The sequence below is a fragment of the Paludibacter jiangxiensis genome (assembly GCF_001618385.1).
In the GTDB taxonomy this organism is placed as follows: Bacteria; Bacteroidota; Bacteroidia; order Bacteroidales; family Paludibacteraceae; genus Microbacter; species Microbacter jiangxiensis.
This window is the reverse complement of the sequence record NZ_BDCR01000004.1, coordinates 86,753-112,256: the sequence shown is the minus strand read 5'-3', so window position 1 is coordinate 112,256 and position 25,504 is coordinate 86,753. Positions and strand designations below refer to the sequence as shown.

Below are 25,504 nucleotides of genomic sequence, written 5' to 3'. Positions count from 1 at the left end.
GATGTTGTCTGATTAATAATCAAAAAGCGTATCATTTTTTATGATGACTACTCTAAACATCATTTTACCATTCAGATATTAAGATGATTAAGTCTCCTTAATACTTCTTAACGCCTTAATGGTTGAGTTTATTTAGTTATTCTATTTCAACGGAAACAGATCTGTTCCGGTATAAAAATTAAGATCTTCGAAGGCACTCAGGCGATTGAATTTCAAGGTTTCGGTCTGCACTTTATTTTCCTTGTACGAATCGTAGAAATCGAGAAAGTCGAGCATACTCATGTTGCGCGACCGGTAGTTTTTCAATACCTCATCCGACAACCGGTCAAAATCCCGGTCGAACGACGGATCGCGTTTTTGCAGCAGTGCGCTGTTCTCCATTGCCCGTTGCAGTGCATTGAAAATTTGCTCGTCCACACCGGCTTTCGCGGCCAGATAACCAGCCTCGTTTTGTTTCACGGCCGCTCGCGCCGATTTGATATTTCCCTGATTGCGGTTCAAAAACGGGAGGTCGATACTGAATCCAACGGTTGCCAGGTTATGGATATAACTTCCTTGCTGATCGTAGTTCATTTGTAATGTCAGGTCAGGCACGGCCATTGCCTTTTGCAATTGCAGATTGAGGGTGCTGACCTTCGTATTCAGTCCGGCAATCTTCAGGTCGGGGCGTTCCGTGTAGGCCGTATCGATCAGTTTCGCAATGGGGTATTGCTGCGCATTCAGAGTGTTAATACTTTGCTCGTTCACGTTGGGCACAACTACAACAGAGGGCGTTTGCAGCAAAAGCCGCATCTCGCTTTCCAATCCTTCAATCTGCTGCTGCAAGTCGTTGTATTCATTTTGCAGGCTGTAGAGCTGTGCTTTGATACGCACCACCTCTTTTTCGGAAACATAGCCCTTCCCCTTTTGCCGGTCGAAAGCATCCGCCATACGCTGCAAACCTTCTATTTCGGTTTGATACACTTTGGCAGATTGCATCAGGTAGTGAATGTTGAAAAAATCGCTTCGCAAGGTATGTTTCAGTGTCCGTAGTAAATCATAAAACTGGTATTCGGACAGTTCCGCATTCGATTGTGCGATTTTCAGTTGTTTGTTATGCTTGTTGGCCAGCATAATAACCTGCGACAACCCCATGGAGATTTCGCCCTCCTTTCCCGTTGGAAAATATTTGTGGGTAGCTGTCTGATAAAGCGGGGTCCCGAAGCTAAACGTCGGATTGGGAAAAAGCTTTGCCTGTAACACCAGTGCCTTCTGAGCGTCGATGTTGTAACGCTGCGCCAGCAAGGTGAAATTTTTGCGGACAAAGATATTTTCGGCGCTGTCCAGCCGCATCGTTATCGTATCGGTTCGCAGGCTGGTGATGCCTTGTGCCCGGCTGTTGTAAGGATACAGCAAGCTCAGGCAAGTCGTTAAAACTATTACAATTTTTCTCATAGTCAATCTCAAATGAATGATTAATGGGTATTACTTTACATTGCCACATAGCCTTGTTATATAGCAAATTGAATACACTTTTTGAATGTATAAGCACGTATCAAGTCTCTTTTCGGTCAGGAAAAGAGCGACGGCACAAAAGATGTATAACGAGATGGTTCCCGATCGGAAGATCAGGCAAAGATGCATTGCGGAGGCTTGGGACTTACCTCGCTGTAGTAAAGCGTTACTGCCTTATCGTTGGTGATGAAATAAGACAAGCGGTTGTCGGCCAACTCTTTCACAGCCGATTTGGGCGTAGTGGTATAAAAGAGTTTCACATCCCAGTGCATGCTGTTCTGCTGCATTTTGGAGGTGCTGTTGTTGTTGGCTTTGTCGTGAAGGGTATGTTTGGAGAAGCCGAGCATGTTCTCCACCACAAATTCGAGCATGGAGTCGGTGTAATCCTGGTCATCCATAGCAGAGTGGCTGTTGGTCTGTGTGTAGAAATCGACCGAATCGACACTGAGATTGACCACTTGCAGGGCAATCAGCAGGATGATAAACGTACCGGCAATATTTTTTACAGATGCTCTCATATTCACGGTGCAAAGATAGCAACACTTTTACAATAAGTATGTGTTAAATTTTAACAATTCAAGAACAACAAACTATTAAGGCATTAAGTGGGAAAAGCGCTCAATACTTTAATGGCATAATGAACTCTGATTTTGAAGACATTCAATCCATTCACCTATTATCTCTAACGTACATATATTTTTCTTTTTTGTTAAAAATAAATATTAAGTTTGCAATGCAAATATAATCTGACGAGAACGCCCCGATACCATCAACCCTAAATGCTATGGCAACATCAGAAAAATTATACCAACAAGCAGAAGAACTGTATGATAAGAAACAATACCAGGAGGTAATCGATCTATTGACCGATGAGGTATTGGAGCAGCATAAAGAGGCAGAATTGTATAATATTCGAGGTATGGCATTGGATGATCAAGAAAAGTATGATGGAGCCATTGCAGATTACAGCAAGACCATAGCCATAAACCCAAATCTTGCCGCTGCTTATAATAACCGAGGTCTTTCATTGTACAATAAAGGCGAATATGAAAAGGCTATTGCCGATTATGATAAAGCGATACAATTAAATTCTGAATATGCCGATGCTTATTATAACCAAGGGCTCGCAAAAAGAGAAAGTGGGCGGGAGTTAGAAACGTGCATAAGAGACTTTGAAACATATTTAGATATTACACCAGAAAAAAATGACATATGGGCAAAGCGAGCCAAAGATTTTATAATTGAACTTCGTGAAAAAATCAAGGATAAAGAGGTAGCGGCCATTGAAGAGTTGACTTCGAGAATTAAGAAGCTGTTGCTGACTACCGAGGGAGGCATTGCCCATTATACAGGATTGTCAGTTCTTAGAAAATTGATTTTGGATGAAGATAATCTATTTCGGATTTCGGAAGGCAGTTTTCTGAATGACACTTCGGAGGGTACCGAGCTTTTTAATTATTTGCAATACCAATCTTTTAATTGTAAACCGGATGGTTTGATTGCAGCACCATTTGCACCAAAACCTTTTATCGGTAGCTTTGTGGCGGAAGAGAAGTATGATGATCTGAACCTGTGGCGTTTCTATGGCAAAGAAGATGGAGTGGAGGCCCAAGGATGTGCCATCACTTTAAAGATGAAAGATTTTATCGAGGAGATTAATTTGTTGTTGACAAAGGGGCAAACAGAAAACAATAGAAAGATTGAAGACGATATTAATTTCTACCGGGTAGCCTATTGGGATCACGATACCACGAACCCTAATTTCCACATTCCAGGTGCAGAGAAAGTAGTCGAAGATGAACTGAATACCCTGATGCAAGAGCTAAAAGAGAAGGTAACCCAATACAAGGGAGAAGATCGTCCGGTTCTGGAAAAATACCTAAACAGCATTGCTTTTTTGTTTAAAAGCGATGCCTACAAAAACGAAAATGAAATACGGTTAGTCATCAAAGGAATAGAGTTTGAGAAAAAATGTGCCCGTGAATCCAATCCTCCCAAGGTGTATATAGAATTGGTGAATATCCGCAATTTGGTAAAACAAATCACCTTAGGCCCCAAAGTATCCAAACCCGACGAATGGGCCTCTGCCATTTATTATAGCTACGACACAGATTCTGAGAACCGTCCAGAAAAGATATTGATTTCCCGATTGCCTTATAAGTAAATAAAGTTTGACTTAATCTGATAGTCATCAAAATGACGCTCAACTTTTGGGGAAATCCGTTTCCTGTGGCTGTATATTAATAAAAAAACAAAGGACTTACGACTCACATCGTAAGTCCTTTGTTTTTGAACATCTACCTCAACAAATCTCAAACCCATGCCCCTCTGATTATGTGTACAACTCCCTCTATTTCTCTCCGTTTACTTTGTTTTCAACAGTAAAATAAATACTTTTTTGAAAGGCTGCCTTAAGTCGTAATAGTACGTAAAAGTAGAACCCTGTTTTTATCAATCGCTGTAATCCTATTTATATTTGTGATTCTACTCAAGAAAAACAATGTAATTATGGAATATGATATAGCAATCATCGGCGGGGGACCTGCCGGTTACAATGCAGCCGAAAGAGCGGCCACAAACGGTCTGAAAACAGTCCTATTCGAGAAAAACGCCATTGGTGGAGTATGTCTTAACGAAGGATGTATTCCTTCCAAAACCTTACTCTATTCTGCCAAATTATCAGATAATGCAAAAGGATCATCCAAATATGGAATCAATCTGGAAGGAACTCCTTCGTTTGCGCTGGATAAAATCATTGGCCGTAAAAACAAAGTAGTGAAGAAACTAACGGCCGGAGTCAGAATGAAACTGATTGCCGCCGGCGTTTCAATCATCGAAGGTGAAGCCTCTGTCGAAAGCGCAAAAGAGATGATCTGCATCGTGTGCAACAACGAACGATACAATGTACGCTATCTTTTACTTTGTAACGGCTCTGATGTGATGATACCACCTATTAAAGGACTTTCAACGATCGATTACTGGACGTCGAAAGAAGCCCTGGACAATACGACAACTCCTCAGTCGCTTGCCATTATAGGCGGCGGCGTAATCGGGATGGAATTTGCCTCCTTTTTTAATAGCATGGGAGTAAAAGTACATGTTATTGAGATGATGCCGGAGATATTGGGCGCAATGGACAAAGAAACTTCAGCCATGCTCCGGACAGAATACACAAAGAAAGGAATCTCGTTTTATCTCAACACTAAAGTTACAGAAGTAAGTAAAACCGGCATCACTATAGAACAACAGGGAAAGGCAAACACGCTCGAGGCAGACAAAATATTGGTTTGCGTTGGACGGAAAGCCGTACTGAACATGCCCGGTCTGGAAAAATTGAATATCGAATTGCGATCCAATGGCGTGAACGTGAATGAATATATGCAGACATCGAATCCCAATGTATATGCCTGCGGAGACATTACCGGATTTTCCATGTTGGCTCACACGGCCATGCGGGAATCCGATGTCGCAATTAACCACATTTTAGGGATTAAAGACCGAATGTCATACGATGCCATCCCCGCAGTGGTTTATACCAATCCCGAAATAGCTGGAATAGGCAAAACGGAGGAAGAACTGATAGCCGGAAATGTAAGATACAGCGTATTGAAACTACCGATGGCCTATTCCGGCCGGTTTGTTGCCGAAAACGAAGCAGGCAACGGACTTTGCAAATTGATAATCAACGAACAGGAACAAATCATTGGTTGCCATCTCATGGGCAATCCTGTATCAGAACTAATCGTTGTGGCGGGCATTGCCTTAGAACGAAAATTTACCGTAGACGAGTTTAAACAAATTGTTTTCCCCCACCCTACGGTTGGCGAAATTATACACGAAAGTCTGTTTCTATAGTCAAATAGCCCCTTTATGATATGTATAAACAACCCTTATACAGACCCTTATTTTAATATAGCCGCGGAAAAGTATTTGCTGCGGCACAGTTCAGCCGATGTTTTTATGATGTGGCAAAACGAACCGTCTGTCATCATTGGAAAACATCAAAATGTGCAAACAGAAGTGAATCTGGATTTTGCAGATCAGCATCGGATAAAAATAGGACGAAGAATTTCGGGAGGAGGAGCCGTATATAATGATTTGGGGAATGTGAATCTCACATTTATTGAAAGCAATAAGAAACCCGATTTCAATAAATATCCCCAACTGATTATCGACTTTCTGGCAACAATTGGTGTACATGCACAGCCCGACAAACGTTTGGGTTTGACTATAAATGGATTGAAGATTTCGGGGAGTGCCCAGTATATTTATAAAGACAGGACACTGTTTCATGCCTCGTTATTGTTTTCGACAGACTTGTTCGTACTGGAAAAAGTATTGGACAGTCCCGAAACCGATCCGAGAATCTATCTAAGATCGGTAAAAAGCCCGGTAACCAATATTAGTGAGCATCTATCGGTGTCGATGAAGACAGAGCAATTCAAACAACTGATCATGAAGCATTTTTCGGGGGAAAACTATTTGTTGAACAATCAAGATATTACAGAAATTGAACGATTAAAAATGAACAACAATGACAACATTCGATATTAAAATGCCCAAACTGGGCGAAAGCATTACAGAGGGAACGATCGTGGCATGGTCTGTCAAAGTAGGTGATGCCGTTAAGGAAGACGACATCCTATTTGAGGTTACTACCGCTAAAGTAAATGCCGAAATACCCTCACCTGTGGAAGGAACTGTATTGAAAATCCTTTTTAGCGAAGGCGATACGGTTTCTGTAGGTACTGTTGTTATGGTAATGCAGATAGAAGGAGAAAGTACCGGGGAACAAGACACATCATCCGATACTTCGTCGGCTGCTATTGAAACCGCTCCCGTCGAGACAAAAGAAGAAAAATGGTATTCGCCCGTTGTCCTTCGGTTGGCAAACGAGGCAAATATACCTATGGACGAGCTGGATAAGATTCAGGGTAGCGGGTATTTAGGACGTTTGAGTAAAAAAGATATTCAGCGTTATATCACACAAAAGAAAGATGGAGTGACTGCTCCCGCTGTTACAGTAGCGAAAAAACCTGAACCTGTTGTGGAAGACAGGGTACAACCACAGGTTGTAAGTAGCAACGAAGACCAGATAGTGGAAATGGACGCAGTACGGCGCATCATTGCCGACCATATGGTACTGTCCAAAAAGACCTCGCCACATGTTACGACCTTCGTGGAGGTGGATGTGACCAAGCTGGTGGAATGGCGTAAGCGCAACAAGGACTCATTCCTGAAACACGAAGGCATTAGCCTGACCTATATGCCTGCAATAGTAGAGGCTGCTACGAAAGCGTTGATCGCTTATCCGCAAGTCAACGCATCGGTTGAAGGGTATCGTATGATTCTGAAAAAACATATCAATATCGGCATTGCAGTGGCACTCGATGATGGTAATCTGGTGGTTCCCGTTGTGCACGATGCCGACAAACTGAGTATCAGCGGCCTGGCTCATACAATGGACTCGCTTGCTGCGAATGCCCGTGCAAACAAACTGAAAATCGATGATATTCAGGGAGGAACCTTTACCATTACCAATTTCGGAACATTCAAAAATATTGCAGGAACGCCGATTATTAACCAGCCGCAGGTAGCTATTCTTGGCATCGGTTATATTGTGAAAAAACCGGCGGTACTCGAAACTGCCGATGGCGATGTGATAGCCATACGGCACAAAATGATTTTATCGCTCTCATATGATCACCGGATTGTGAACGGTGCTTTGGGTGGCAAATTCTTACTCCATATTGCCGAATATCTTGAAAACTGGGACTCAAAGTGACGGATCACGAAACTATTATGTTGTTTTACAACCCCGAATAGATTCCGATAGCTATCGGAAAATAATTCAGCAACACGAAGTTTCATGATTCCTTAAACGAAAAAATTATTATCGTATGAAAACATTGGATATATATAACACAGATAAAGACACACTTCAAAAATGGTATCACCTGCTGACACTGGGACGGGCTATTGACGAAAAAGCTCCGATGTATCAGCGTCAATCGCTCGGGTGGTCATTTCATGCTCCTTACGCAGGGCATGATGGAATTCAGTTGGCCATCGGACAGACATTTGTCCGTGGTCAGGATTTTTTATTCCCGTATTATCGCGATATGCTGACCGCGTTATCAGCCGGAATGACTGCGGAAGAGATTATTTTGAACGGTATTTCCAAAGCGACGGATCTCACGAGTGGCGGCAGGCATATGTCCAACCATTTTTCGAAAATAGAATGGCATATCGAGAATATTTCTTCTGCCGTAGGCACGCAAGCCATGCATGCAGTAGGTGTCGCCCGCGCTATGGCTTATTATAACCATACGGGAGTGGCAATCACGTCTATTGGCGAAGCAACCGTCTCGGAAGGGTATGTCTATGAAGCAATTAATGGCGCGAGCACCGAGAAACTGCCGGTCATTTTTGTTATACAGGATAATGGCTACGGTATATCGGTACCCAAAAAAGATCAAACTGCGAACCGAAAAGTAGCCGAGAATTTTTCCGGATTCAAAAATCTGAAAATCATTTATTGCAATGGCAAGGACGTGTTCGATTCGATGAATGCCATGACCGAAGCCCGCGCACATGCCATCGAGACGGGTTGCCCTGTGATTGTGCATGCCAATTGTGTACGTATCGGCTCTCATTCCAATTCGGACAACCAGTCACTATACCGGGATGAATATGAGTTGTCGTATGTAAAAGCTGCCGATCCGCTTCTTAAATTTCGCCGCATGTTGTTGCGTTATAATCGTTTCACGGAAGAAGAGCTGTTGGCAATAGAAGCCGAAGTAAAGAAAGAACTCAGCATTGCTAATCGCAATGCCATTATGGCTCCCGATCCCGATCCGGCTACAGTACTGGATTTCGTATTGCCCGAACCCTATCTTCCGGCAAAATATACTGACGGAACACACAACGAAACCGGAGAAAAGACGAATCTGGTGACGGCCATCAACGAAACATTAAAGAGCGAATTCCGCTATAATCCCGACACCTTCCTTTGGGGTCAGGATGTGGCCAACAAGGATAAGGGAGGCGTCTTTAACGTGACAAAAGGTTTACAGCAGGAGTTTGGTAGCAAACGCGTATTCAATGCGCCTATTGCAGAAGACTTTATTGTGGGATCAGCGAATGGTATGTGCCGCTTCGACCCCAAAATTCATATCGTAATAGAGGGAGCCGAATTTGCAGATTATTTCTGGCCGGCAGTAGAGCAGTATGTTGAATGTACCCATGAATATTGGCGAAGCAACGGACAATTTACGCCAAATATTACGTTGCGCCTTGCTTCCGGAGGATATATAGGCGGAGGATTGTATCATTCACAAAATGTTGAAGGAGCGTTGTCGACTTTGCCCGGAGCACGAATTGTCTACCCTTCTTTTGCCGACGATGCCGCGGGTTTGTTGCGCACGGCAATACGATCAAAAGGATTTACCCTATTTCTGGAACCCAAGGCATTGTATAATGCGGTGGACGCCGCTACTGTCGTTCCCGATGATTTTGAAGTTCCCTTTGGTAAAGCACGGATTCGCAGGACAGGCGATGATGCGACCCTGATTACATACGGAAATACAACCCATCTTTGCCTGAAAGTAGCAGAACGTCTTTCTAAAGAAAACATAGGAAATATTGAAGTGATTGATATCCGTTCGCTTATCCCTCTCGACAAAGAGACGTTGTTTGAATCGGTAAAAAAAACAGGCAAGGTGATTGTCGTGCATGAAGACAAGGTATTTTCCGGTTTCGGGGCTGAACTTGCTGCCACGATCGGAACCGAGATGTTCCGTTATCTTGACGCGCCCATCCAACGGGTCGGCTCTACCTTTACGCCGGTTGGCTTTCATCCGGTTTTTGAGCAGGCCATTCTACCAAACGAAGAACGTATTTATAAGGCGGCAAAAGAATTGCTGGAATATTAAACCGTAAAAAATAATATAAGTATCTGATATTTTGCCTAATGGCTTGAAAAGCCCCATTTTCATAACCGCAGGTCTGTGACCTGCGTGTTGGCAGAGCTTCTACCCACACGACCTGAAAGGTCGGACTATACTAAAAGTAATGCCTTTGACTACGTCGATTTTCAATTCAGACGATATAAAACTCAATTAAGTGACATATCAGATACTCATAAAAATTAATATAGTATGAAAAAGATAGGCTTGTTTTATGGAGCAGGTATAGCGACTGCTGCTATTATTGCAAAAATACAGGAGGCATTTGGCGATTCGCAAATTGACCGGATTCCCGTCGAAACCGCACGAGGAGTCGATTTTGAGGCGTATGATAACCTTATTATGGGCGTTTCTACCTGGTTTGACGGTGAATTGCCCGCTCATTGGGATGAAATCGTTCCGGAATTGAAGACATTGAATCTCCACAAGAAAAAAGTGGCAATTTTTGGACTGGGCGATCAGCAAAATTATCCCGACAATTTTGTTGATGCCATCGGTTTATTGGCAAAAGTGGTTGAAGTCCAGGGAGCCGAGTTGGCAGGGCAGACCTCGTCTGAGGGTTATCACTTCCAGCAATCACAGGCAATCAGAGATAACAACTTCTTAGGATTGGCACTTGATGTGGATAACCAGTCGGACAAGACCGATGATCGAATACGAAATTGGGTAGAACAATTGAAAAAAGAGTTCGTTTAGAGCAAATATTGCACAAAAAAAGGACTTGCGATTTATCTCGTAAGTCCTTCGTTTTAAGGGGTGGGCCCAACAGGGCTTGAACCTGTGACCCCCTATCCCGATAGCTATCGGGGGAGTCAGGTGCTACTAACCAACTTTTGAAGAAGTTCCGGATACTTGCATAGATTACGGATGTATACGGAAGACTTCATGGCTTTGATTTTTCTTTCCATCCGAATGGCATGCGGATAGCCATTGGCGGGGATAAACAGAAAGAGTTCCCAATCATTTGCCAATGCCGTAAACCTATTCTTGTCGTACATCGCTTGGTTATGATGTTCTATTCTTGTAGAAAGGTCATCCTGAGTGGCTCCGACATAGAATCGGTTAAGTTTTTTACTGAAAATAACATAGCATCCACACATAGGGTATGAAATAAAAAAGGACTTGCGATTTATCTCGTAAGTCCTTCGTTTTAAGGGGTGGGCCCAACAGGGCTTGAACCTGTGACCCCCTGATTATGAGTCAGGTGCTACTAACCAACTGAGCTATAGGCCCATGTTTTGCGAAAGTTTTGTTACCTTTGCAAAGCGGATGCAAAGATATTCTTTTTCGTGGATTTCCGCAATAGGTAATAGTAAAAATTTTAAGGGAATGATCGACTTTTCAAGCATCAAAGCACTCTTTTTTGATTTCGGCGGAGTGCTGATTAATCTGGATAAACAACTTTGTCTCGACAATTTATATAAAATCACCGGCTGCGATTTTTCCGAAATGGTGAGCAACTACCGGCAATCGGGCATCTTTCTGCGTTTCGAAAAAGGGTTGGCTACCGAACAAGAATTCTATGATGAGATCCGGGCGGCTTCCAAATATCCGGTTACCGATGAGCAAATTCGTGATGCCTGGGCCTCGTTTCTATTGAATGTGCCGGAAGAAAAAAAGCATTTATTACTTGCTTTACGGAAACATTTTAAGGTCTTTATGCTGAGTAACACCAATGTGGTTCATGTCAATTACAGTATGAACAGGAATTTCGATATTGACGGGCATTCCAGATATGATTATTTCGACAAGTGCTATTTTTCCAACGAAATTCACATGGCCAAACCCGACCCTGAAATTTTTGAATACATACTCAAAGATTCGGGATTCAAGCCGGAAGAATGCCTGTTTTTGGACGATGGAGAGAAGAACATTGAGGTTGCATCTGAAATGGGATTCCAAACATATCTGGTGCAACCCCGCGAAGATTTGAGACCGCTTTTCGAAACCGTACTGAATACGGTTAAGACCGTATAAATCGAGACTGTCGACTAATTTCTATTTACTAACAACACCATGGCACAACACAACGAACTGGGCAAGGAAGGCGAAGAAGCCTCGGCCAATTATTTGATAAAACATGGCTATACTATTCGCCATCGCAACTGGTTTGCCGAAAAACTGGAACTGGACATTGTGGCCGAAAAGGATGGCTGGTTGGTGGTTGTTGAAGTCAAATCTCGCTCAACGGAGACATTCGAGCATCCGGCTGATGCAATTACCGCTGCCAAGATTCGTCGGATCGTAATGGCTACCGATGCTTATATTCAACAGTATGCCATCGACACGCCGACTCGCTTTGATGTGATAGCCGCACTACCCTCTCCCAACGGTTATCGCATCGAACATATTGAAGATGCTTTTATAGCTCCTGTAAATTAAGAGGCTACCGCTTCTCTTTATCCCATTCGGCAGCAATTTTATCAAACTTATCGCTGCATCCGTAGTGTCCCGTCAGAAGCAGTTCCACCCTGCGAAGTAACGTTACATTGGAGATGGACTTGACGGCCTGAGCGGTGTTCATATTGAAGAAGTCGTTGAACGGAACTATTTTCCCATGTTTGAGACCTAACGCATCGCCGGTAAACAACCACCGGTTATTGACAAGGTAACACATCGAACCGGGTGTATGTCCGGGTGTGAGAATGCCTCTGACACTGGTAGTACCAACCACAAATGTTTCGCCATCATTTATCAGCTTGTACTGTTTTCGGTCAATGCTGTTGTGCATTCCTGCCGCTCTGGCAGTCTTACCATTAATCATCTGTTCTTCTTCTTTCGAAAAACGCAGTTCGGCATTCCTGAAGAGTTTCAACGCAGCTGTATGATCTGCATCTGAGTGAGTCAGCAAAACTGTCGTAACTCTGGAAGGATCTATCTGTAATTGTTTCAGACCTTTTTCAATAGCCACTGCATCATTTCCGGCATCAATGGCAATATAATTATCGCCATCTTTCACCAGATACATATTGACAAAAGAGTCGTTGATGGAATACAGTCCGCTTGCCAGTTCCTGAGTAGGACAAGGGCTCATTTTTTGTGTTTCAGACCTGAACTTAAAGAAATATATCAACCCAAGTACGATAACAAGGAGCAAAAATGCGCCTGTGATATATGCCAGTTTTTTTACCAATTTGTTCATACTAAATCCTTTCTTCATGTAATGAAAGTTGCACTATCGTGTACCGACAGCTCTACAAAGTTCATAAAAATATCGGCAGATTGAACCACAAAAAACACTAAAACCGCGCCTGTTTTTCAACATGACGCGGTTTGTATATCGGGGCAGTTTAATTGTCCATTGCTTTACATTCTTTCCGGCACTTCGATTCCCAACAGACTCATGCCGGTCTTGATGACCTTGGCAATGTTGCGGGAGAGAGTAAGACGGAAAGCGCGGAGCTGTTCGTTCTCCTCTTTCAGAATAGAATGATCGTGATAGAACTGGTTGTATTCCTTTGCCAGATCATAAACGTAGTTGGCAACCACAGCAGGAGAATATTCATCTCCGGCTTCTTTCACAACATTGGGGAAGTCGGCCAGCATCTGCACCAGACTAATCTCTTTTTCCGAAAGATTCAACGCTGCATCAGCATCTACTACAGCTGCAAGTTGCATGTCGGCTGCCTTGCGCAGTACCGATTTGATGCGGGCATGAGTATATTGAATAAACGGTCCGGTATTGCCATTGAAGTCTATCGACTCTTTCGGATTGAAGGTCATGTTTTTGCGCGGATCCACCTTCAGGATAAAGTATTTCAAAGCACCAAGTCCCACCATGCGGGCGATGTTTTCGGCTTCCTCTTCGGTACAACCGTCCAGTTTGCCCAGCTCCTGCGAAGTTTCGCGGGCGGTACCCACCATCTCTTCTATCAGGTCGTCGGCATCCACCACAGTACCTTCGCGGCTCTTCATCTTCCCTTCGGGCAATTCTACCATTCCGTAAGAGAAGTGTACGAGGTCTTTGCCCCATTTGAAGCCCAGTTTGTCGAGCAAAATAGAGAGCACCTGAAAGTGGTAATTTTGTTCGTTACCCACTACATAGACCATTTTATCGATAGGAAAATCGTCAAAACGAAGCTTGGCGGTACCGATATCCTGTGTCATGTAAACGGAAGTTCCGTCGGCACGAAGCAGCAGTTTTTCGTCCAGACCGTCATTGGTAAGATCAGCCCAAACCGAACCATCCTCGCGGCGATAGAATACGCCTTTTGCAAGTCCTTCTTCCACCTTCGATTTTCCTTCGAGGTAAGTCTGCGATTCATAGTATATCTTGTCGAAATCAACGCCCATTTTCTTGTAGGTTTCATCAAAACCCGAGTAAACCCAACCATTCATCGTTTTCCAGAGATTGCGCACCTCTTCGTCGCCGGCTTCCCATTTACGGAGCATTTCCTGCGCTTCCACAATCATAGGAGCATTGCGCTTGGCATCTTCTTCGCTCTGTCCCTGCCCCATCAGTTCTTTGATCTGGGCTTTGTATTCCTGGTCGAATTTTACGTAGTAATCGCCTACCAAGTGATCTCCTTTTTTACCCGATGATGCAGGTGTTTCGCCGTTGCCGAACTTCTGCCATGCCAGCATCGACTTGCAGATATGAATACCGCGGTCGTTCACAATGTTGGTCTTGACCAGTTTTTGTCCGTTGGCCTTTACAATTTCGCCGAGACTGAAACCGAGCAGGTTATTACGGATATGGCCGAGGTGAAGGGGTTTATTGGTGTTTGGCGATGAATATTCGATCATCACCAAAGGAGATTCTTCTGTGGCGTTTGCCCTACCGAAAGTATCGTTGGCATTGATAGCCGCCAGCGTCTGCAACCAGTAATTCTGAGCAATACTGAGATTGAGAAAGCCTTTGATTACATTGAAAGAGGTAATAAGCGGCTCGTTAGCTTTGAGGTATTCGCCTATTTCGTTAGCTGCCTGCTCCGGGCCTTTGCGTGCTGCCTTGGCAAACGGAAAAACAACTACCGTGAGGTCTCCCTCAAACTCTTTTTTTGTTTTCTGTAACTGAACCGTTTTTGCATCGGTGTCGGCTCCGTACAATTCTTTTACGGCTGTGATAACCGCCTGTGTGATTTTTGCTTCAATGCTCATTTTCGGATATTTTTTCGGGTTGCAAAGGTACGAAAAACAATTAACATTGAGTAATCGATCGTGGTTTTAGACTGGGATTACGCATTTATGGATTTGACAAAGAATGAACTCTTAATTTGTAAAATGCTACGTCAGATTAGGAACGGCATTGGCCGGAGAGTCAACCAACGGTCAGCACAAGCTAAAAAACAAGAGAGGCAAGCGTAAAATTATTCATTATTTGAAGCTCCTGACGAAAGGAAGGAGCAAGTTTGGACAATTTAGCTTAACGAACGCCATTTTTTTTAGCGAAGCTGGCATCTCCTTGAAAAGTCCGTTTAAGTGAGAGCCGGAGCAAAATAGAATGCTTAAGCCCCTTATATAATTATCCGGTTTGCTCCTAAGATTGAACCTGCCAAATTCATTCTATGAGAAAAATTTTTCAAGGAGCGTCAGCTTCGTTGTCTTGGTAGAATTATCATTGAAAATGAGATAAAGGGACGTAGTCCTGCCGTCTGAGTTATATCATCTTGTAATATAAAAAGACAAAGAAATCAGAGCTACGCCCCTCAAGGTATCGGCATTACAATTTTCTACCAAGAATGCAGGGCTACGCCCCTTTGGTATAAAACCTGATCATCATAATTATTGAAAGCATTTTCCTATGCTTTTCGGTTCATTTTTTACCTTGGAGAATATCTTTTGAACCTTTCAGTTCCGATCGCCGACCTCTAATGATATATTTCGGGCCTCCGAAGATATCGCGTCGACCTAAAAGCATATTAAACATATCCTTTCAGGTCTGAAGAATATGCTTCGAGGGTATATTTTAGACCTCAGAGGATATCAGCCGAACCTAAAAACATATCACATATACCTTTTCTGGTCAAACACTTTACCTATAAAGGTATCTGCCGAACCCAAAAGGAGGAAGGCCGAACCTCCGAGGGTATATTTCCCCCGTTTTGCCTAAATTCTCTATCTTTGCAGCATGAACAACGGATTTATCATAGCGGGAACCAATAGCGGGAGCGGTAAAACCACCGTTACCATCGGCCTGATGCGACTGCTCTGCCGACAGGGGATGCGGGTGGCTCCCTTCAAAACCGGTCCCGACTATATCGATCCGGCTTTTCACAGCGTGGCTACAGCTACCTCGTCGCATAATCTGGACACTTATCTGCTGGGCGAAGATACTGCCCGCTACCTTTTTGCCAAATATAGCCAAAACAGCGATATTGCGGTAGTGGAAGGAGTAATGGGTATGTTCGACGGCATTGGCGAAGATGGAGGCGGAAGCACGGCCGAACTGGCACGGGCGCTTGACTTACCGGTAATTCTGGTGGTGAGCTGCAAAGCCCTTTACCAGAGCGTGGCGGCCATTATAAACGGTTTTGCCCGTTTCGACGAACGGGTGCAGGTGGCCGGTGTAATTCTTAACCACGTTTACAGCGACGAACAGTTCTCTTTTTTGCAGCGCTATATCGAAAATCATTGCGGCGTGGCCTGCCTGGGCTACCTGCCTCCCGACGGCGGCATCGGACTCGAAAGCCGTCATCTGGGACTGATACAGGCCGGAGAGGTGGAGACGTTGATCGAGAAAACCGACCGTATTGCCGACCTGATGGCACAACATATAGACATGACCCGTTTACTCGAGGTAACCCGTACCGACAGACAAACGTTTACGGCCTGCAAGCCCGCTGGTTTCGATATTCCCTTGCAGGGGTTAAAGCTGGGAGTAGCCTTCGATAAAGCCTTCAGTTTTTACTACCGTGCCAACCTCGATCTGCTGGAAGAGAACGGTGCCGAATTGCACTCTTTCAGTCCCTTGGCCGAGGTTGAATTACCGAAGGAAATCAATGCGCTCTATCTGGGCGGCGGTTATCCCGAAGTGTTTGCCCGCGAACTGAGCGAAAACCACACGATGCTGCAAAGTATCCGCGATGCCGCCGAAAACGGGATGCCAATCTATGGAGAGTGCGGCGGACTGATGTACCTTACCGAAGGGATTAGTCCCACGGAAGGAGAGTTTTACCCCATGTGCGGGGTGTTCGATTGTCACACTGAGATGACTACCCGTTTGCAGCACTTCGGCTATTGCAGAGTCGGCTGGGACGATGTGCAGACACTGGCACACGAGTTTCACCATTCACAACTGATTCCTGCTTCCGAAACGCCCAATTATAATTTCAGTTTCGATATCGAAAAACCCGAAAATCATCGTCGCTGGCAGGGCGGACTCTCCTACAAGAACGTACTCGCAGGCTATCCACATATTCATTTCTATTCGGACGCGTCGTTCTTCAGAAAGCTCGCCGGATGGTGGAAAAACCAGTAATCAGTACACCGCAGACAGTAGTATTGACGCTATATAAGAGTTACAAGGGAATGATCTGAATCTGTTCAATTCACCATCTATTTACCGAATCCTTTGTTCGAGAGAATATAAATAATTTACACCGATGAATTTACGACTACAACTTGATACAACGAATATCAACTGGGATTTGGTGGTTCATATCCTTCAGAGTGCAGGTATGGCATATCGCACTCCCGAAGTGCATGAACGGGCATTTAATCGTAGCCATACCGTGGTATTTGTGTTTGATGACGAAAACCTCGTGGGTTTTGGAAGAGCTTTATCGGATGGCGAATACCAAGCGGCGATTTATGATGTTGCCGTGCTTCCCGATTATCAGGGGAAAGGAATCGGTAAAATAATACTTCAAACCATTTTAGAGCATATCCCCAATTGCAATGCTATTTTATACGCTGCTCCCGGCAAGGAAAAATTCTATGAGAAAGAAAATTTCAGGAGAATGAAAACGGGAATGGCTCTGTTTGTGAACGGAGAAAGCATGAAAACGAAAGGATTTACAGAATAGTCTGAGTCATTCATCCTTGCTCCATCACTTTCCTGATGTTATTACGTACAAGCATTCCACTGTAGTTCCGGAATCTTGAACTCTTGGAATCCTGGAATCTCCACATCCTCAAATCTCCACATTTTCTACAAATGCCTCCAGTTCGGGAAAGAAGCCGGCGAAGCGTTCTTCCAGTTCGGTGTGATTTTGGCGGAGGAAAGCGATAGTCTCTTCAGGACGAAGCGCCGGAATCTTATAATTGGACATGATTGTAAACGACTCGTTCAAACCCTCATATGTGGCATAACGCATCAGACGGTTAGTGGAGATAAAATGCCAGATAAATCTTTTTACACGCGAAGGCAGGTACGGATAGTAACGCAACATGGCATAGTAAAAATTGACCGACACACACCGTAGCGATTTCCCGTTGGAGTAGTGACGAAAGCCGGAAGCGAGCAAGTGATCGAAGAAAACATCGGCAATAATTCCGGAATAGCGCCCAAATTCGGGTCGAAGCATAGCCACTGTGTCGAGCACCAGCGGATGGCTGTCGGTAAAGCTGTCGATTTGCCGGTGAAGCAAAATTCCCTGGCGTATTTTTTCCGGATAATCTTCGTAACGATTCCCTTTTACAAAATCACCTATAAAGTTGCCAACCTGACACTGACGATCATCGCCCGAAAGATATATATGCGCAAGATAGTTCATTCAATAGTAAATAGTAACCGGCGACACAACTGACTGCCGGAAAAACCGACACAAAGATAACGAGCATTTTCGGTAACATGATATAATCATCGCACTGACATACCTTCGATTTTGCAGAATTAAAGAACCGTTACAAATTAAAAGAACAAGGCTCATTTCAATATCTATTTTCCACAAAAAGCACCTAATAAACCAACATATATAATTATTAAAGCACTTTTACTATTATTTTGAATATTAAAAAAGACAATAATAATCATTTTGTCAGCCAAACACCCATAATATGGCGCTTATCGTTATCTTTTATTGAAATAACGACATCCCAACAACACAATAAATATCATTATGATACTATATTGTTCTTTTTCTTTCATTATTTCATTATTTGTGGCTTTTTTATAACTTTTTGCTTTATAATTTGAGGAATATCTTCTATTTTTGCAGCGTCTTAGAAAGTACTATTGTCTTTTACTTTTTCCCGGCTTGCTTATCACACAACACATAGCAGGATTATCACTCCGGGTAAAATAAATTTCCCCTTGTACCTTAAAAATTTACACGTCTAAGTAGTATGAAAAAAATCGAAGCAATTGTCCGCAAATCCAAATTTGAAGACGTAAAACAAGCCTTGTACGATGCCGGAATCGAATGGTTTTCCTATTGGGACATCACCGGTTTGGGAAAATCCACAGAAGAACAAGTCGTTAGAGGCCAGGTCTTCCAGTCAAAATACATCCAGCGCCGCATGTTGTCGGTTGTCGTCCGCGATGTGAACCTCGAAAAAACAATCAACGCCATCATCAATTCGGCCCGCACAGGCGATGCCGGCGACGGTAAAATATTCGTTTCCGACATTGAAGGAACCTATCGTATCCGTACCGGCGAAAACGGTCCCGAAGCATTATACAATAAAGAAGAATAATGCCCCCCCCGGGAAATTCCCGCATTTTCACCCAATTCCGGTAACGCCATGTCGTTATTCCCTAAAACAGTAAATTAGTTTTATTCAACAATGAGAAAATCTATTCTGATTGCGGTAGGACTCCTTATCGCATGCACTTTCCCTGCACTAGCACAGGCAACAGCAGCTGTTACCAATGTTCCTGCTCCTAAAGTAGATACGGGTGATACCGCCTGGGTTATCATGTCTGCCGCGCTGATTCTTTTAATGACCATTCCCGGTCTGGCGTTGTTTTACGGAGGCCTTGTCCGTCGTAAAAATATACTGAATGTGATGATGCAGTGCTTTATCATTACCGCCATTGTCAGCATCGAGTGGATCGTATGTGGCTACAGCCTTTCCTTCAGCAGTTCAAAAGGCGCATTGGCTCCGTTTATCGGAGGCCTCGACTGGTCATTCCTCAACGGCATAGGCATAGGCGACCTGAGCCCCTACTTCATCTCGCACGCGCAGGCAACCGGCAAAATAGTCAACGGAGCGCCCGAAATGACCGGCACTATTCCTCACATTGTTTACATCATGTACCAGTGCATGTTTGCCGTTATCACCCCGGCCGTTGTCATCGGAGCATTTGCAGAACGCATCAATTTCAAGGGATTTCTCGTATTTACGTTATTATGGTCAATCTTCGTTTACAATCCTATTGCTCACTGGGCATGGTCGGCTGACGGCTGGCTTGCCAAACTGGGCCTGATGGACTTCTCGGGCGGTACCGTTGTGGAAATCAACTCGGGTATCACGGCCATCGTCACCGTTTTATTGCTGGGACGCCGCCGCGACTATCAGGGACACGCCATTCCCCCTCACAATATTCCTTTCGTGGCTATCGGTGCAGCTCTGCTCTGGTTCGGATGGATCGGCTTCAACGCCGGTAGCGGACTGAGCGCCGACTTCCTGGCCGGCAACGCATTCCTTACCACGCACATGGCAACCGCCGTTGCAGCAGCCGTATGGGCCGTGCTCGACTGGGTTGTAGGTAAAAAACCGACCGTGGTAGGCATCTGTACCGGCGCCGTTGCCGGTTTGGTAGCCATCACACCTGCCAATGGTTTTGTAGACGTGAAAGGCGCTATGGTCATCGGACTGGTTGCTGCCATTATCTGCTTCCTGATGGTTGCTTTTGTCAAGGTGAAACTTGGCTACGACGACTCGCTCGACGTATTCGGTATCCACGGAATTGCAGGTATTGTAGGAACGTTGTTCACCGGATTGTTTGCCACTCCGGCAGTGACCAAATATTTTGCCACCGCAGGCAACCACCCCGGCGCCGGCCTCTTCTACGGCAACGCGCATCAATTTCTGGTACAACTTATGGGCGTAGGCGCCACCATCGCCTTCTCTGCTACCGGAACCTTCATACTATTCAAGCTGGTACAGCTTACCATCGGCATCCGTGCTACCGATAAGGAAGAAGCACTCGGTCTCGATGAATCGTACCACGCAGAAACAGGCTATACCTACTTCGATTGATAGAACCAGAACCAGTTTTGCTTTTGTTAAAAGCGCTTGTGGCAACTGCTGCAGGCGCTTTTTTGTTGCTCTTATCGATCTTTTTTGGCACCATCGAAATGAAAGGCGATTGCCATCTTTAACTGAAACCAATGACATGAAGTTTTGGGTGATGCGAGCTCCGACTCGCATTGAGCAATCACAGCGACCTGCAAATAAATCCTTTACCTTTTTGCACCAAAAGAAGCAAACCTTATCCGTAAAAATAATATTAACAAAAAACTTCGTCTTTCGAAAACTAATTTGTAGTTTTGAAGCGGAAATAGTTAAACTGCATTGCCTGCCATTTCTAATAAAACACTAAGCAAATAGTTACCGAAACCAGGGCATTCTAGTGGGAAACAACGGAGATTTATACACACGTAACCACCAAGGGCTTCGACCAGATTAGAAATCCGTTAGACAGTTTGGACATATAGCCCGGGTTATTTGAAGATAAGAATGATAGAGATTGATTTGCAAGACAAATCGACAACCGAGATATACAAACAAAAGTTAATAATTTTGTAAGAGAAACTACCATAATAAATACGAATTTATTATTTCGCTAATAAACAACAATTTACAAAAACACAAAAGACTCACAAGGCGGATGTAAGGGAAATTCTGTTTCCCTTACAGAAATGTTACCAGTAATTTTGAAAAAAATAAAAACAACATCAAATCTAACATGGAAATATTAAGTATCGATATTGTAAATATGGAAGACTATGGTAAGACATCTAAAGGACTAGTCTACAAAATCCATGTGAAGATAACTGATGTAGAATCGAGAGCTAAAGAGATAATTCAATCTATTTCAAACAAAAGTTGGATTAATAATTTAGGAGTAGTTGAGCAAATGTCATATGCAGCTCGTGCAGAAAAAACAATTGTAAAATTAGTTACTCAGATTTTTGAGAAAGTTGACGATACTGTAACCGAGGAGTTTGGTGAATATCTTGTTTCTGAATCAGCAAGGGATTCATTGATAAATCATATGGATCATAAGTTTATTCCATTGGCTGAAATTTGGAAAGAAAAAATAACAGGTAATCCAGGATTTGACTTTCATACAGAAAGTTCAGCTAATCTAATAACTTTTGGTGAGGCAAAATATAGTAGTAATTCGAATCCACATACAATCGCAATAAATCAAATAGTTGGCTTCATTGATGATAAAAAAGACATTATGGATTTCGTTCATTTAAAAAATTTTGCATCAGATGAAGCAATGCAAAAAGCAATAAATGGTGAAAAAGCTTATGTAGCTGCTTTTTCAATAAACGGACAACAATATGAACGAATTTTTAGAACTGCAATAGAGTCAGATTGCTTTGAAAAGTTATTAGAATATCCAGAGTTATACTTAATTGGTGTTGAAATATGAAAATTACCGAATACATTAATCATCCTGAAATAGATAACGTAATTAAGGATATTATTGACAATTTACATTCAACCGGACCAACTAATTCTCAAGAATTTGAAAAATTGTCTTATATAAAGAAATTCCATCCTCAAACCTTTAGCATGTATGAAAGCAAACTGATGCATTTAATAGGTTTGTTCTATAAAACGACAAAACCGTCTAATATTATCGAGGAAGTTTATTCTATTTTTGCTGATACCATTCAAGCTGAAACAGGTCACAGATTTACACCTGTTCAAGCAAGTGCTTTTCAAAAAATCACAAATAAGAATTATTTTTCATTCTCTGCCCCGACAAGCTCAGGAAAGTCTTATTTATTTAGAGAATTGATTTTAAAAGCAGAAACTGATATTATTATTGTTGTTCCATCTAGAGCATTAATTTCTGAATACTTGTTTAGAGTAAGGGAACTTTTAAAAGGGGATAATTCTGTATTAGTTTTACAATTCATTGAAAATGTAAATATCAATAGAACTAGTAGGCGGATATATATTATCACACCAGAGCGAGGGGAAGATTTATTTAGCATTATTCATAGTTTAAATATTGGCTTATTTTTATTTGATGAAGCTCAAATTTCAGAAGAAAGAATTAGAGGAATGAGATTTGATTCATTTGTAAGGAGGGTTGATAAATTACTACCAAATGCGAAGAAAGTTTTCACTCACCCATTTGTTCAAAACCCTGAGGCGCAATTAAAAAAACATGGTTTTGTAAATAACTCTGATTTTGCGAGATACAATCATAATTCAGTAGGTAAGATTTTTTTGTCAGAAAAAAACAACACATTTAAGTATTTTTCTCCATATGCTGAGAACATAGATAATGAACAAGTTTTCGTTGAAGTAGAATTGATTGAAAATATTCTAAAGAATAATGGAACTCTACTAGTTTATATTTCAAAATCAAAAATATATGATGGAAGTTATATTCTTGATTTTGCAAAATACATTGAACTTTGTCCCAAAATTGAAAATATTGAAGCGATTGAGATAATAAATGAACTTAGGGATTTCATTGGGGCATCAGAGCGCGCAGGTGAAAAGCACTCTTATATGATTGATATGATGGAAATTGGGATTGTTGTTCATCATGGTTCAATGCCTTTATTTGCGAGGCTATTAATTGAGAAATTTGTCAACAAGAGTTATGCAAAAATATGTTTTGCAACTTCTACTTTAACCCAAGGAATTAATATGCCTTTTGATGTTGTTTGGATTAATAATTTTAGATTTGACGGTGATGAAAATAAAAAAAATTTAGATTTAAAAAATCTAATTGGCCGTGCAGGTCGAAGTACACTTGTTCCAAATTCATTTGATTATGGATATGTTGTCATTGAATCAAAAAATGTAGCTCGTTTTTGCAATCGAATGAGAAATAATACATCTCTCAAAGAAACCTCAATGCTTGATTCGAGTATAGATGACTTACCTGAAGATTTAAAAGATATTTCCGAAGCAATTAAAAATGATTCGTTTAACAATGACTTACATTTAACAGAGAGTCAAATAGAGCGACTATCGAATGCAGACATAAATTCTTTTATTGAATTTATTCTTGAAAGTTTCTTAAAAGATAATATCCCAATCACTGGTAAAGATTATTACAATTTGGATGATGATAGCAGAAACAAGGTGAAAAATGCTTTTAAACAGATCTACATAAGTCATTTAAGAAAAAACAACTTAACAAGAGGAGAGGCTAGTGTTTTGAGTGTTTCTATTCCAATCTTACTTTGGAAGATACAAGGTAAATCATTTAAAGAAATTGTTTCACTTCGTCATGCTTTCTTGACAAATAAAGATGAGCAGAGAAGAATTCTATCAAGATTAAGAAAGAATGAAATTTCATCTGAAGATGCATCACAATTAAGAAAATCAATAACTATAAGACATTCAACTATTGCAACTCCTCTTCCTGACCCAAGTGCAACAACTGCCGGAATTTTCCCTAGAAACACATCAATAATAGATTTTGATTACGATATCTTAGTTTATGATACATATGACTATCTTGATAAAGTTATCTCATTATCTTTATCAGACCCCTTAGCAGCAGCATTCCAGTTGTATTATAATCAAACACTCGACCAAAGAGCGTTGACATTAAGGAATTACATTAAATATGGTACAAATGACGAGTTAGAAATATGGTTACTAAGATATGGATTTGGTTTTGAGGAAATTGATTGGTTAAAACAATATATTGAATATGTAGATGAAAATGAAATTATATTCTCGCAGCAAATAACAAATTTAAGTCCAACAAAATTTGAACTAATCGAAAGATATGTATAAAAAAACTACTGGTAACACCCGCCTATAGGCATTGGCTGGCTGACGTGCATTCAGGCAGTTTTGCTCCCGCATTCACTTTGTCGCTGTGCGACAGTGAACGCTCCCGCAAACCGCCAAATGCCCATAGCCTCGGTCGTTGGCTGTAATTTTGAAGTAGATCTTCATTACTGATGAAGACATGATATTTAAACATTGATTTTGAAATTGTAATTCATGAGATTAAATTCTAAAACGAGATTCATAATTAAGCTTTTAATCATTGGGCTGGTTCTTATTGTTTTGTATTTATTCTTTTGGGGAAGACTAAATTTTATGTGTCCATGGTTGATTGGATTTGATAAAATTGAGACAGAGAGCTCAGTTATATATTATCATAAAGGAGAAGTAGATTTGAGAAAATTTCCAAAAGTTGATAGTTTAATTGTCAAGGTTGAAAATTTTCATAACCTCAAATTTCAAAGAAAAGTCCAAATTGTAATTAGCTCAAACATTAAAGAGCATCGTAGATTTAATGGGCATGATGTGAAGTTTGTTACTCAGCCTTTTTGGGGTAGAGTTTATATTTTGTATTCTCGTGAATATTTTGAAACAAAAGCAGGAGCATTATGTTCGTACTTACAACATGAACTTTCACATTCTATTATAAATCAAAATATAACAAACTCTAAGCTGACAGGTTATCCACTTTGGTTTTTGGAAGGTATTGCGACATATTCTTCGCAGATGTTAGGCCATGATGGTTATCCGCCACTCGATACTGTCAGGCAACGGATACTAAGAGGGTACGTTATTAATCCTGTTGATTGGGGGACATTTGGAATGGCAGCAAAAGGAAAAACTGTGAACACATATCCTTTAAATGATTTATATAAATATGCGTACTCAGAGTTTGCTTTTATTGTTGATGATTTGATAGAAAAATATGGGAAACCTAAATTAATTAGTCTATTACATTTATCCTTAAATGATCAGAAATTCGACATTGCATTCAGATCGATTTACAAGATTGAATTCAAGGATTATTTTCGCACTTTAATTAATGTTGAAAAACTACCGCCAACACGCGGTCATTAAACATAGCGGTTTCAGTGCAATTTGCAAGTTCAGTTCTCCCGTGCAAGCGCGAATCTCCCGACCCGTGCAATTTATGGAAGTAACATATATACCGTAAACGAGCTTGACATTTCTGATATCCGGATTAAAAA

Annotated in this window: 21 protein-coding genes and 1 tRNA gene; 15 read left to right on the top strand and 7 right to left on the bottom strand. The window is 41.9% G+C overall.

Annotated elements, in window-relative coordinates; genetic code table 11:
* Positions 1–141 precede the first annotated feature (141 nt).
* Entirely contained in the window at positions 142–1,434 is a 1,293-nt protein-coding gene (locus tag PJIAN_RS10690; RefSeq protein WP_084252385.1) for a TolC family protein, read from the bottom strand.
* A 173-nt stretch (positions 1,435–1,607) separates the two neighbouring features.
* Positions 1,608–2,012, bottom strand: a complete 405-nt coding sequence (locus PJIAN_RS10685; RefSeq protein WP_068704891.1) for a hypothetical protein — start codon at positions 2,010–2,012, stop codon at positions 1,608–1,610.
* 266 nt (positions 2,013–2,278) lie between these two features.
* Between PJIAN_RS10685 and PJIAN_RS10680 the strand changes: the two genes are divergently transcribed.
* The 6 genes from PJIAN_RS10680 (at position 2,279) to PJIAN_RS10655 (ending at position 10,157) form a co-directional block, all read left to right on the top strand.
* A complete protein-coding gene (locus PJIAN_RS10680) occupies positions 2,279–3,658 on the top strand; it encodes a tetratricopeptide repeat protein (protein ID WP_068704890.1) in 1,380 nt (459 codons plus the stop codon).
* A gap of 344 nt (positions 3,659–4,002) precedes the next feature.
* The gene (lpdA, locus tag PJIAN_RS10675; RefSeq protein ID WP_068704888.1) at positions 4,003–5,349 is read left to right on the top strand and encodes a dihydrolipoyl dehydrogenase; all 1,347 of its coding nucleotides are present in this window, start codon (positions 4,003–4,005) and stop codon (positions 5,347–5,349) included.
* A 15-nt stretch (positions 5,350–5,364) separates the two neighbouring features.
* Positions 5,365–6,048, top strand: coding sequence for a lipoate--protein ligase family protein (locus tag PJIAN_RS10670; protein ID WP_084252384.1), 684 nt, complete (start codon positions 5,365–5,367; stop codon positions 6,046–6,048).
* Entirely contained in the window at positions 6,029–7,279 is a 1,251-nt protein-coding gene (locus tag PJIAN_RS10665) for a dihydrolipoamide acetyltransferase family protein (RefSeq protein ID WP_068704885.1), read from the top strand. Before PJIAN_RS10670 ends, PJIAN_RS10665 begins: the two co-directional genes overlap by 20 nt.
* Positions 7,280–7,394: 115 nt before the next feature.
* Positions 7,395–9,428 (top strand): alpha-ketoacid dehydrogenase subunit alpha/beta, encoded by a 2,034-nt coding sequence (locus tag PJIAN_RS10660; protein ID WP_068704883.1) that lies wholly within the window; start codon positions 7,395–7,397, stop codon positions 9,426–9,428.
* A gap of 225 nt (positions 9,429–9,653) precedes the next feature.
* Complete coding sequence (locus tag PJIAN_RS10655) at positions 9,654–10,157, top strand: flavodoxin (RefSeq protein ID WP_068704881.1); 504 nt, start codon at positions 9,654–9,656, stop codon at positions 10,155–10,157.
* Between the two features lie 116 nt (positions 10,158–10,273).
* Here PJIAN_RS10655 and PJIAN_RS10650 read toward each other — a convergent pair whose 3' ends face one another.
* A complete protein-coding gene (locus tag PJIAN_RS10650; protein WP_068704879.1) occupies positions 10,274–10,561 on the bottom strand; it encodes a GIY-YIG nuclease family protein in 288 nt (95 codons plus the stop codon).
* Between the two features lie 58 nt (positions 10,562–10,619).
* Positions 10,620–10,694: transfer RNA gene (locus PJIAN_RS10645), tRNA-Ile, on the bottom strand.
* Between the two features lie 96 nt (positions 10,695–10,790).
* Between PJIAN_RS10645 and PJIAN_RS10640 the strand changes: the two genes are divergently transcribed.
* Together PJIAN_RS10640 and PJIAN_RS10635 are read left to right on the top strand one after the other, a co-directional pair.
* Entirely contained in the window at positions 10,791–11,438 is a 648-nt protein-coding gene (locus tag PJIAN_RS10640; RefSeq protein WP_172795604.1) for an HAD family hydrolase, read from the top strand.
* A 39-nt stretch (positions 11,439–11,477) separates the two neighbouring features.
* Entirely contained in the window at positions 11,478–11,843 is a 366-nt protein-coding gene (locus tag PJIAN_RS10635) for a YraN family protein (protein ID WP_068704875.1), read from the top strand.
* Positions 11,844–11,847: 4 nt separating this feature from the next.
* Here the strand turns inward: PJIAN_RS10635 and PJIAN_RS10630 are convergent, their stop codons facing one another.
* On the bottom strand, positions 11,848–12,621 hold the full coding sequence (locus PJIAN_RS10630) for an MBL fold metallo-hydrolase (protein WP_068704873.1): 774 nt from the start codon (positions 12,619–12,621) through the stop codon (positions 11,848–11,850).
* Positions 12,622–12,767: 146 nt separating this feature from the next.
* Complete coding sequence (gene argS / locus PJIAN_RS10625) at positions 12,768–14,561, bottom strand: arginine--tRNA ligase (protein WP_068704871.1); 1,794 nt, start codon at positions 14,559–14,561, stop codon at positions 12,768–12,770.
* 970 nt (positions 14,562–15,531) lie between these two features.
* Here argS and PJIAN_RS10620 point away from each other — a divergent pair.
* Positions 15,532–16,881 (top strand): cobyrinic acid a,c-diamide synthase CobB, encoded by a 1,350-nt coding sequence (locus PJIAN_RS10620; protein ID WP_068704868.1) that lies wholly within the window; start codon positions 15,532–15,534, stop codon positions 16,879–16,881.
* 124 nt (positions 16,882–17,005) lie between these two features.
* On the top strand, positions 17,006–17,428 hold the full coding sequence (locus PJIAN_RS10615; protein ID WP_068704866.1) for a GNAT family N-acetyltransferase: 423 nt from the start codon (positions 17,006–17,008) through the stop codon (positions 17,426–17,428).
* 108 nt (positions 17,429–17,536) lie between these two features.
* Here PJIAN_RS10615 and PJIAN_RS10610 read toward each other — a convergent pair whose 3' ends face one another.
* Entirely contained in the window at positions 17,537–18,118 is a 582-nt protein-coding gene (locus PJIAN_RS10610; RefSeq protein ID WP_068704864.1) for an acyl carrier protein phosphodiesterase, read from the bottom strand.
* A gap of 571 nt (positions 18,119–18,689) precedes the next feature.
* On the opposite strand from PJIAN_RS10610, the gene PJIAN_RS10605 reads away from it, so the two are divergent.
* The 5 genes from PJIAN_RS10605 to PJIAN_RS10585 all read left to right on the top strand — a co-directional run bounded on the left by PJIAN_RS10605 (position 18,690) and on the right by PJIAN_RS10585 (position 25,373).
* Positions 18,690–19,040: a P-II family nitrogen regulator gene (locus PJIAN_RS10605; RefSeq protein WP_068704862.1), complete on the top strand. Its 351-nt coding sequence runs from the start codon at positions 18,690–18,692 to the stop codon at positions 19,038–19,040.
* Positions 19,041–19,130: 90 nt separating this feature from the next.
* The gene (locus tag PJIAN_RS10600; protein ID WP_068704860.1) at positions 19,131–20,549 is read left to right on the top strand and encodes an ammonium transporter; all 1,419 of its coding nucleotides are present in this window, start codon (positions 19,131–19,133) and stop codon (positions 20,547–20,549) included.
* 709 nt (positions 20,550–21,258) lie between these two features.
* A complete protein-coding gene (locus PJIAN_RS10595) occupies positions 21,259–21,957 on the top strand; it encodes a hypothetical protein (protein ID WP_068704858.1) in 699 nt (232 codons plus the stop codon).
* On the top strand, positions 21,954–24,299 hold the full coding sequence (locus tag PJIAN_RS10590) for a DEAD/DEAH box helicase (protein WP_068704856.1): 2,346 nt from the start codon (positions 21,954–21,956) through the stop codon (positions 24,297–24,299). The genes PJIAN_RS10595 and PJIAN_RS10590 overlap by 4 nt, the downstream gene beginning before the upstream one ends.
* Before the next feature lie 213 nt (positions 24,300–24,512).
* Positions 24,513–25,373: a hypothetical protein gene (locus PJIAN_RS10585; RefSeq protein ID WP_068704854.1), complete on the top strand. Its 861-nt coding sequence runs from the start codon at positions 24,513–24,515 to the stop codon at positions 25,371–25,373.
* The last annotated feature ends 131 nt before the right edge of the window (positions 25,374–25,504 follow it).

Bases quoted from the DNA above. Each gene is read 5' to 3' on its own strand.
- PJIAN_RS10660 (WP_068704883.1), top strand. From the start codon at position 7,395: ATGAAAACATTGGATATATATAACACAGATAAAGACACACTTCAAAAA.
- PJIAN_RS10630 (WP_068704873.1), bottom strand. From the start codon at position 12,621: ATGAAGAAAGGATTTAGTATGAACAAATTGGTAAAAAAACTGGCATAT.
- PJIAN_RS10585 (WP_068704854.1), top strand. From the start codon at position 24,513: ATGAGATTAAATTCTAAAACGAGATTCATAATTAAGCTTTTAATCATT.
- PJIAN_RS10685 (WP_068704891.1), bottom strand. From the start codon at position 2,012: ATGAGAGCATCTGTAAAAAATATTGCCGGTACGTTTATCATCCTGCTG.
- PJIAN_RS10605 (WP_068704862.1), top strand. From the start codon at position 18,690: ATGAAAAAAATCGAAGCAATTGTCCGCAAATCCAAATTTGAAGACGTA.
- PJIAN_RS10600 (WP_068704860.1), top strand. From the start codon at position 19,131: ATGAGAAAATCTATTCTGATTGCGGTAGGACTCCTTATCGCATGCACT.
- PJIAN_RS10635 (WP_068704875.1), top strand. From the start codon at position 11,478: ATGGCACAACACAACGAACTGGGCAAGGAAGGCGAAGAAGCCTCGGCC.
- PJIAN_RS10655 (WP_068704881.1), top strand. From the start codon at position 9,654: ATGAAAAAGATAGGCTTGTTTTATGGAGCAGGTATAGCGACTGCTGCT.
- PJIAN_RS10615 (WP_068704866.1), top strand. From the start codon at position 17,006: ATGAATTTACGACTACAACTTGATACAACGAATATCAACTGGGATTTG.
- PJIAN_RS10640 (WP_172795604.1), top strand. From the start codon at position 10,791: ATGATCGACTTTTCAAGCATCAAAGCACTCTTTTTTGATTTCGGCGGA.
- PJIAN_RS10690 (WP_084252385.1), bottom strand. From the start codon at position 1,434: ATGAGAAAAATTGTAATAGTTTTAACGACTTGCCTGAGCTTGCTGTAT.
- PJIAN_RS10595 (WP_068704858.1), top strand. From the start codon at position 21,259: ATGGAAATATTAAGTATCGATATTGTAAATATGGAAGACTATGGTAAG.
- PJIAN_RS10620 (WP_068704868.1), top strand. From the start codon at position 15,532: ATGAACAACGGATTTATCATAGCGGGAACCAATAGCGGGAGCGGTAAA.
- argS (WP_068704871.1), bottom strand. From the start codon at position 14,561: ATGAGCATTGAAGCAAAAATCACACAGGCGGTTATCACAGCCGTAAAA.
- lpdA (WP_068704888.1), top strand. From the start codon at position 4,003: ATGGAATATGATATAGCAATCATCGGCGGGGGACCTGCCGGTTACAAT.
- PJIAN_RS10590 (WP_068704856.1), top strand. From the start codon at position 21,954: ATGAAAATTACCGAATACATTAATCATCCTGAAATAGATAACGTAATT.
- PJIAN_RS10665 (WP_068704885.1), top strand. From the start codon at position 6,029: ATGACAACATTCGATATTAAAATGCCCAAACTGGGCGAAAGCATTACA.
- PJIAN_RS10680 (WP_068704890.1), top strand. From the start codon at position 2,279: ATGGCAACATCAGAAAAATTATACCAACAAGCAGAAGAACTGTATGAT.
- PJIAN_RS10610 (WP_068704864.1), bottom strand. From the start codon at position 18,118: ATGAACTATCTTGCGCATATATATCTTTCGGGCGATGATCGTCAGTGT.
- PJIAN_RS10670 (WP_084252384.1), top strand. From the start codon at position 5,365: ATGATATGTATAAACAACCCTTATACAGACCCTTATTTTAATATAGCC.
- PJIAN_RS10650 (WP_068704879.1), bottom strand. From the start codon at position 10,561: ATGTGTGGATGCTATGTTATTTTCAGTAAAAAACTTAACCGATTCTAT.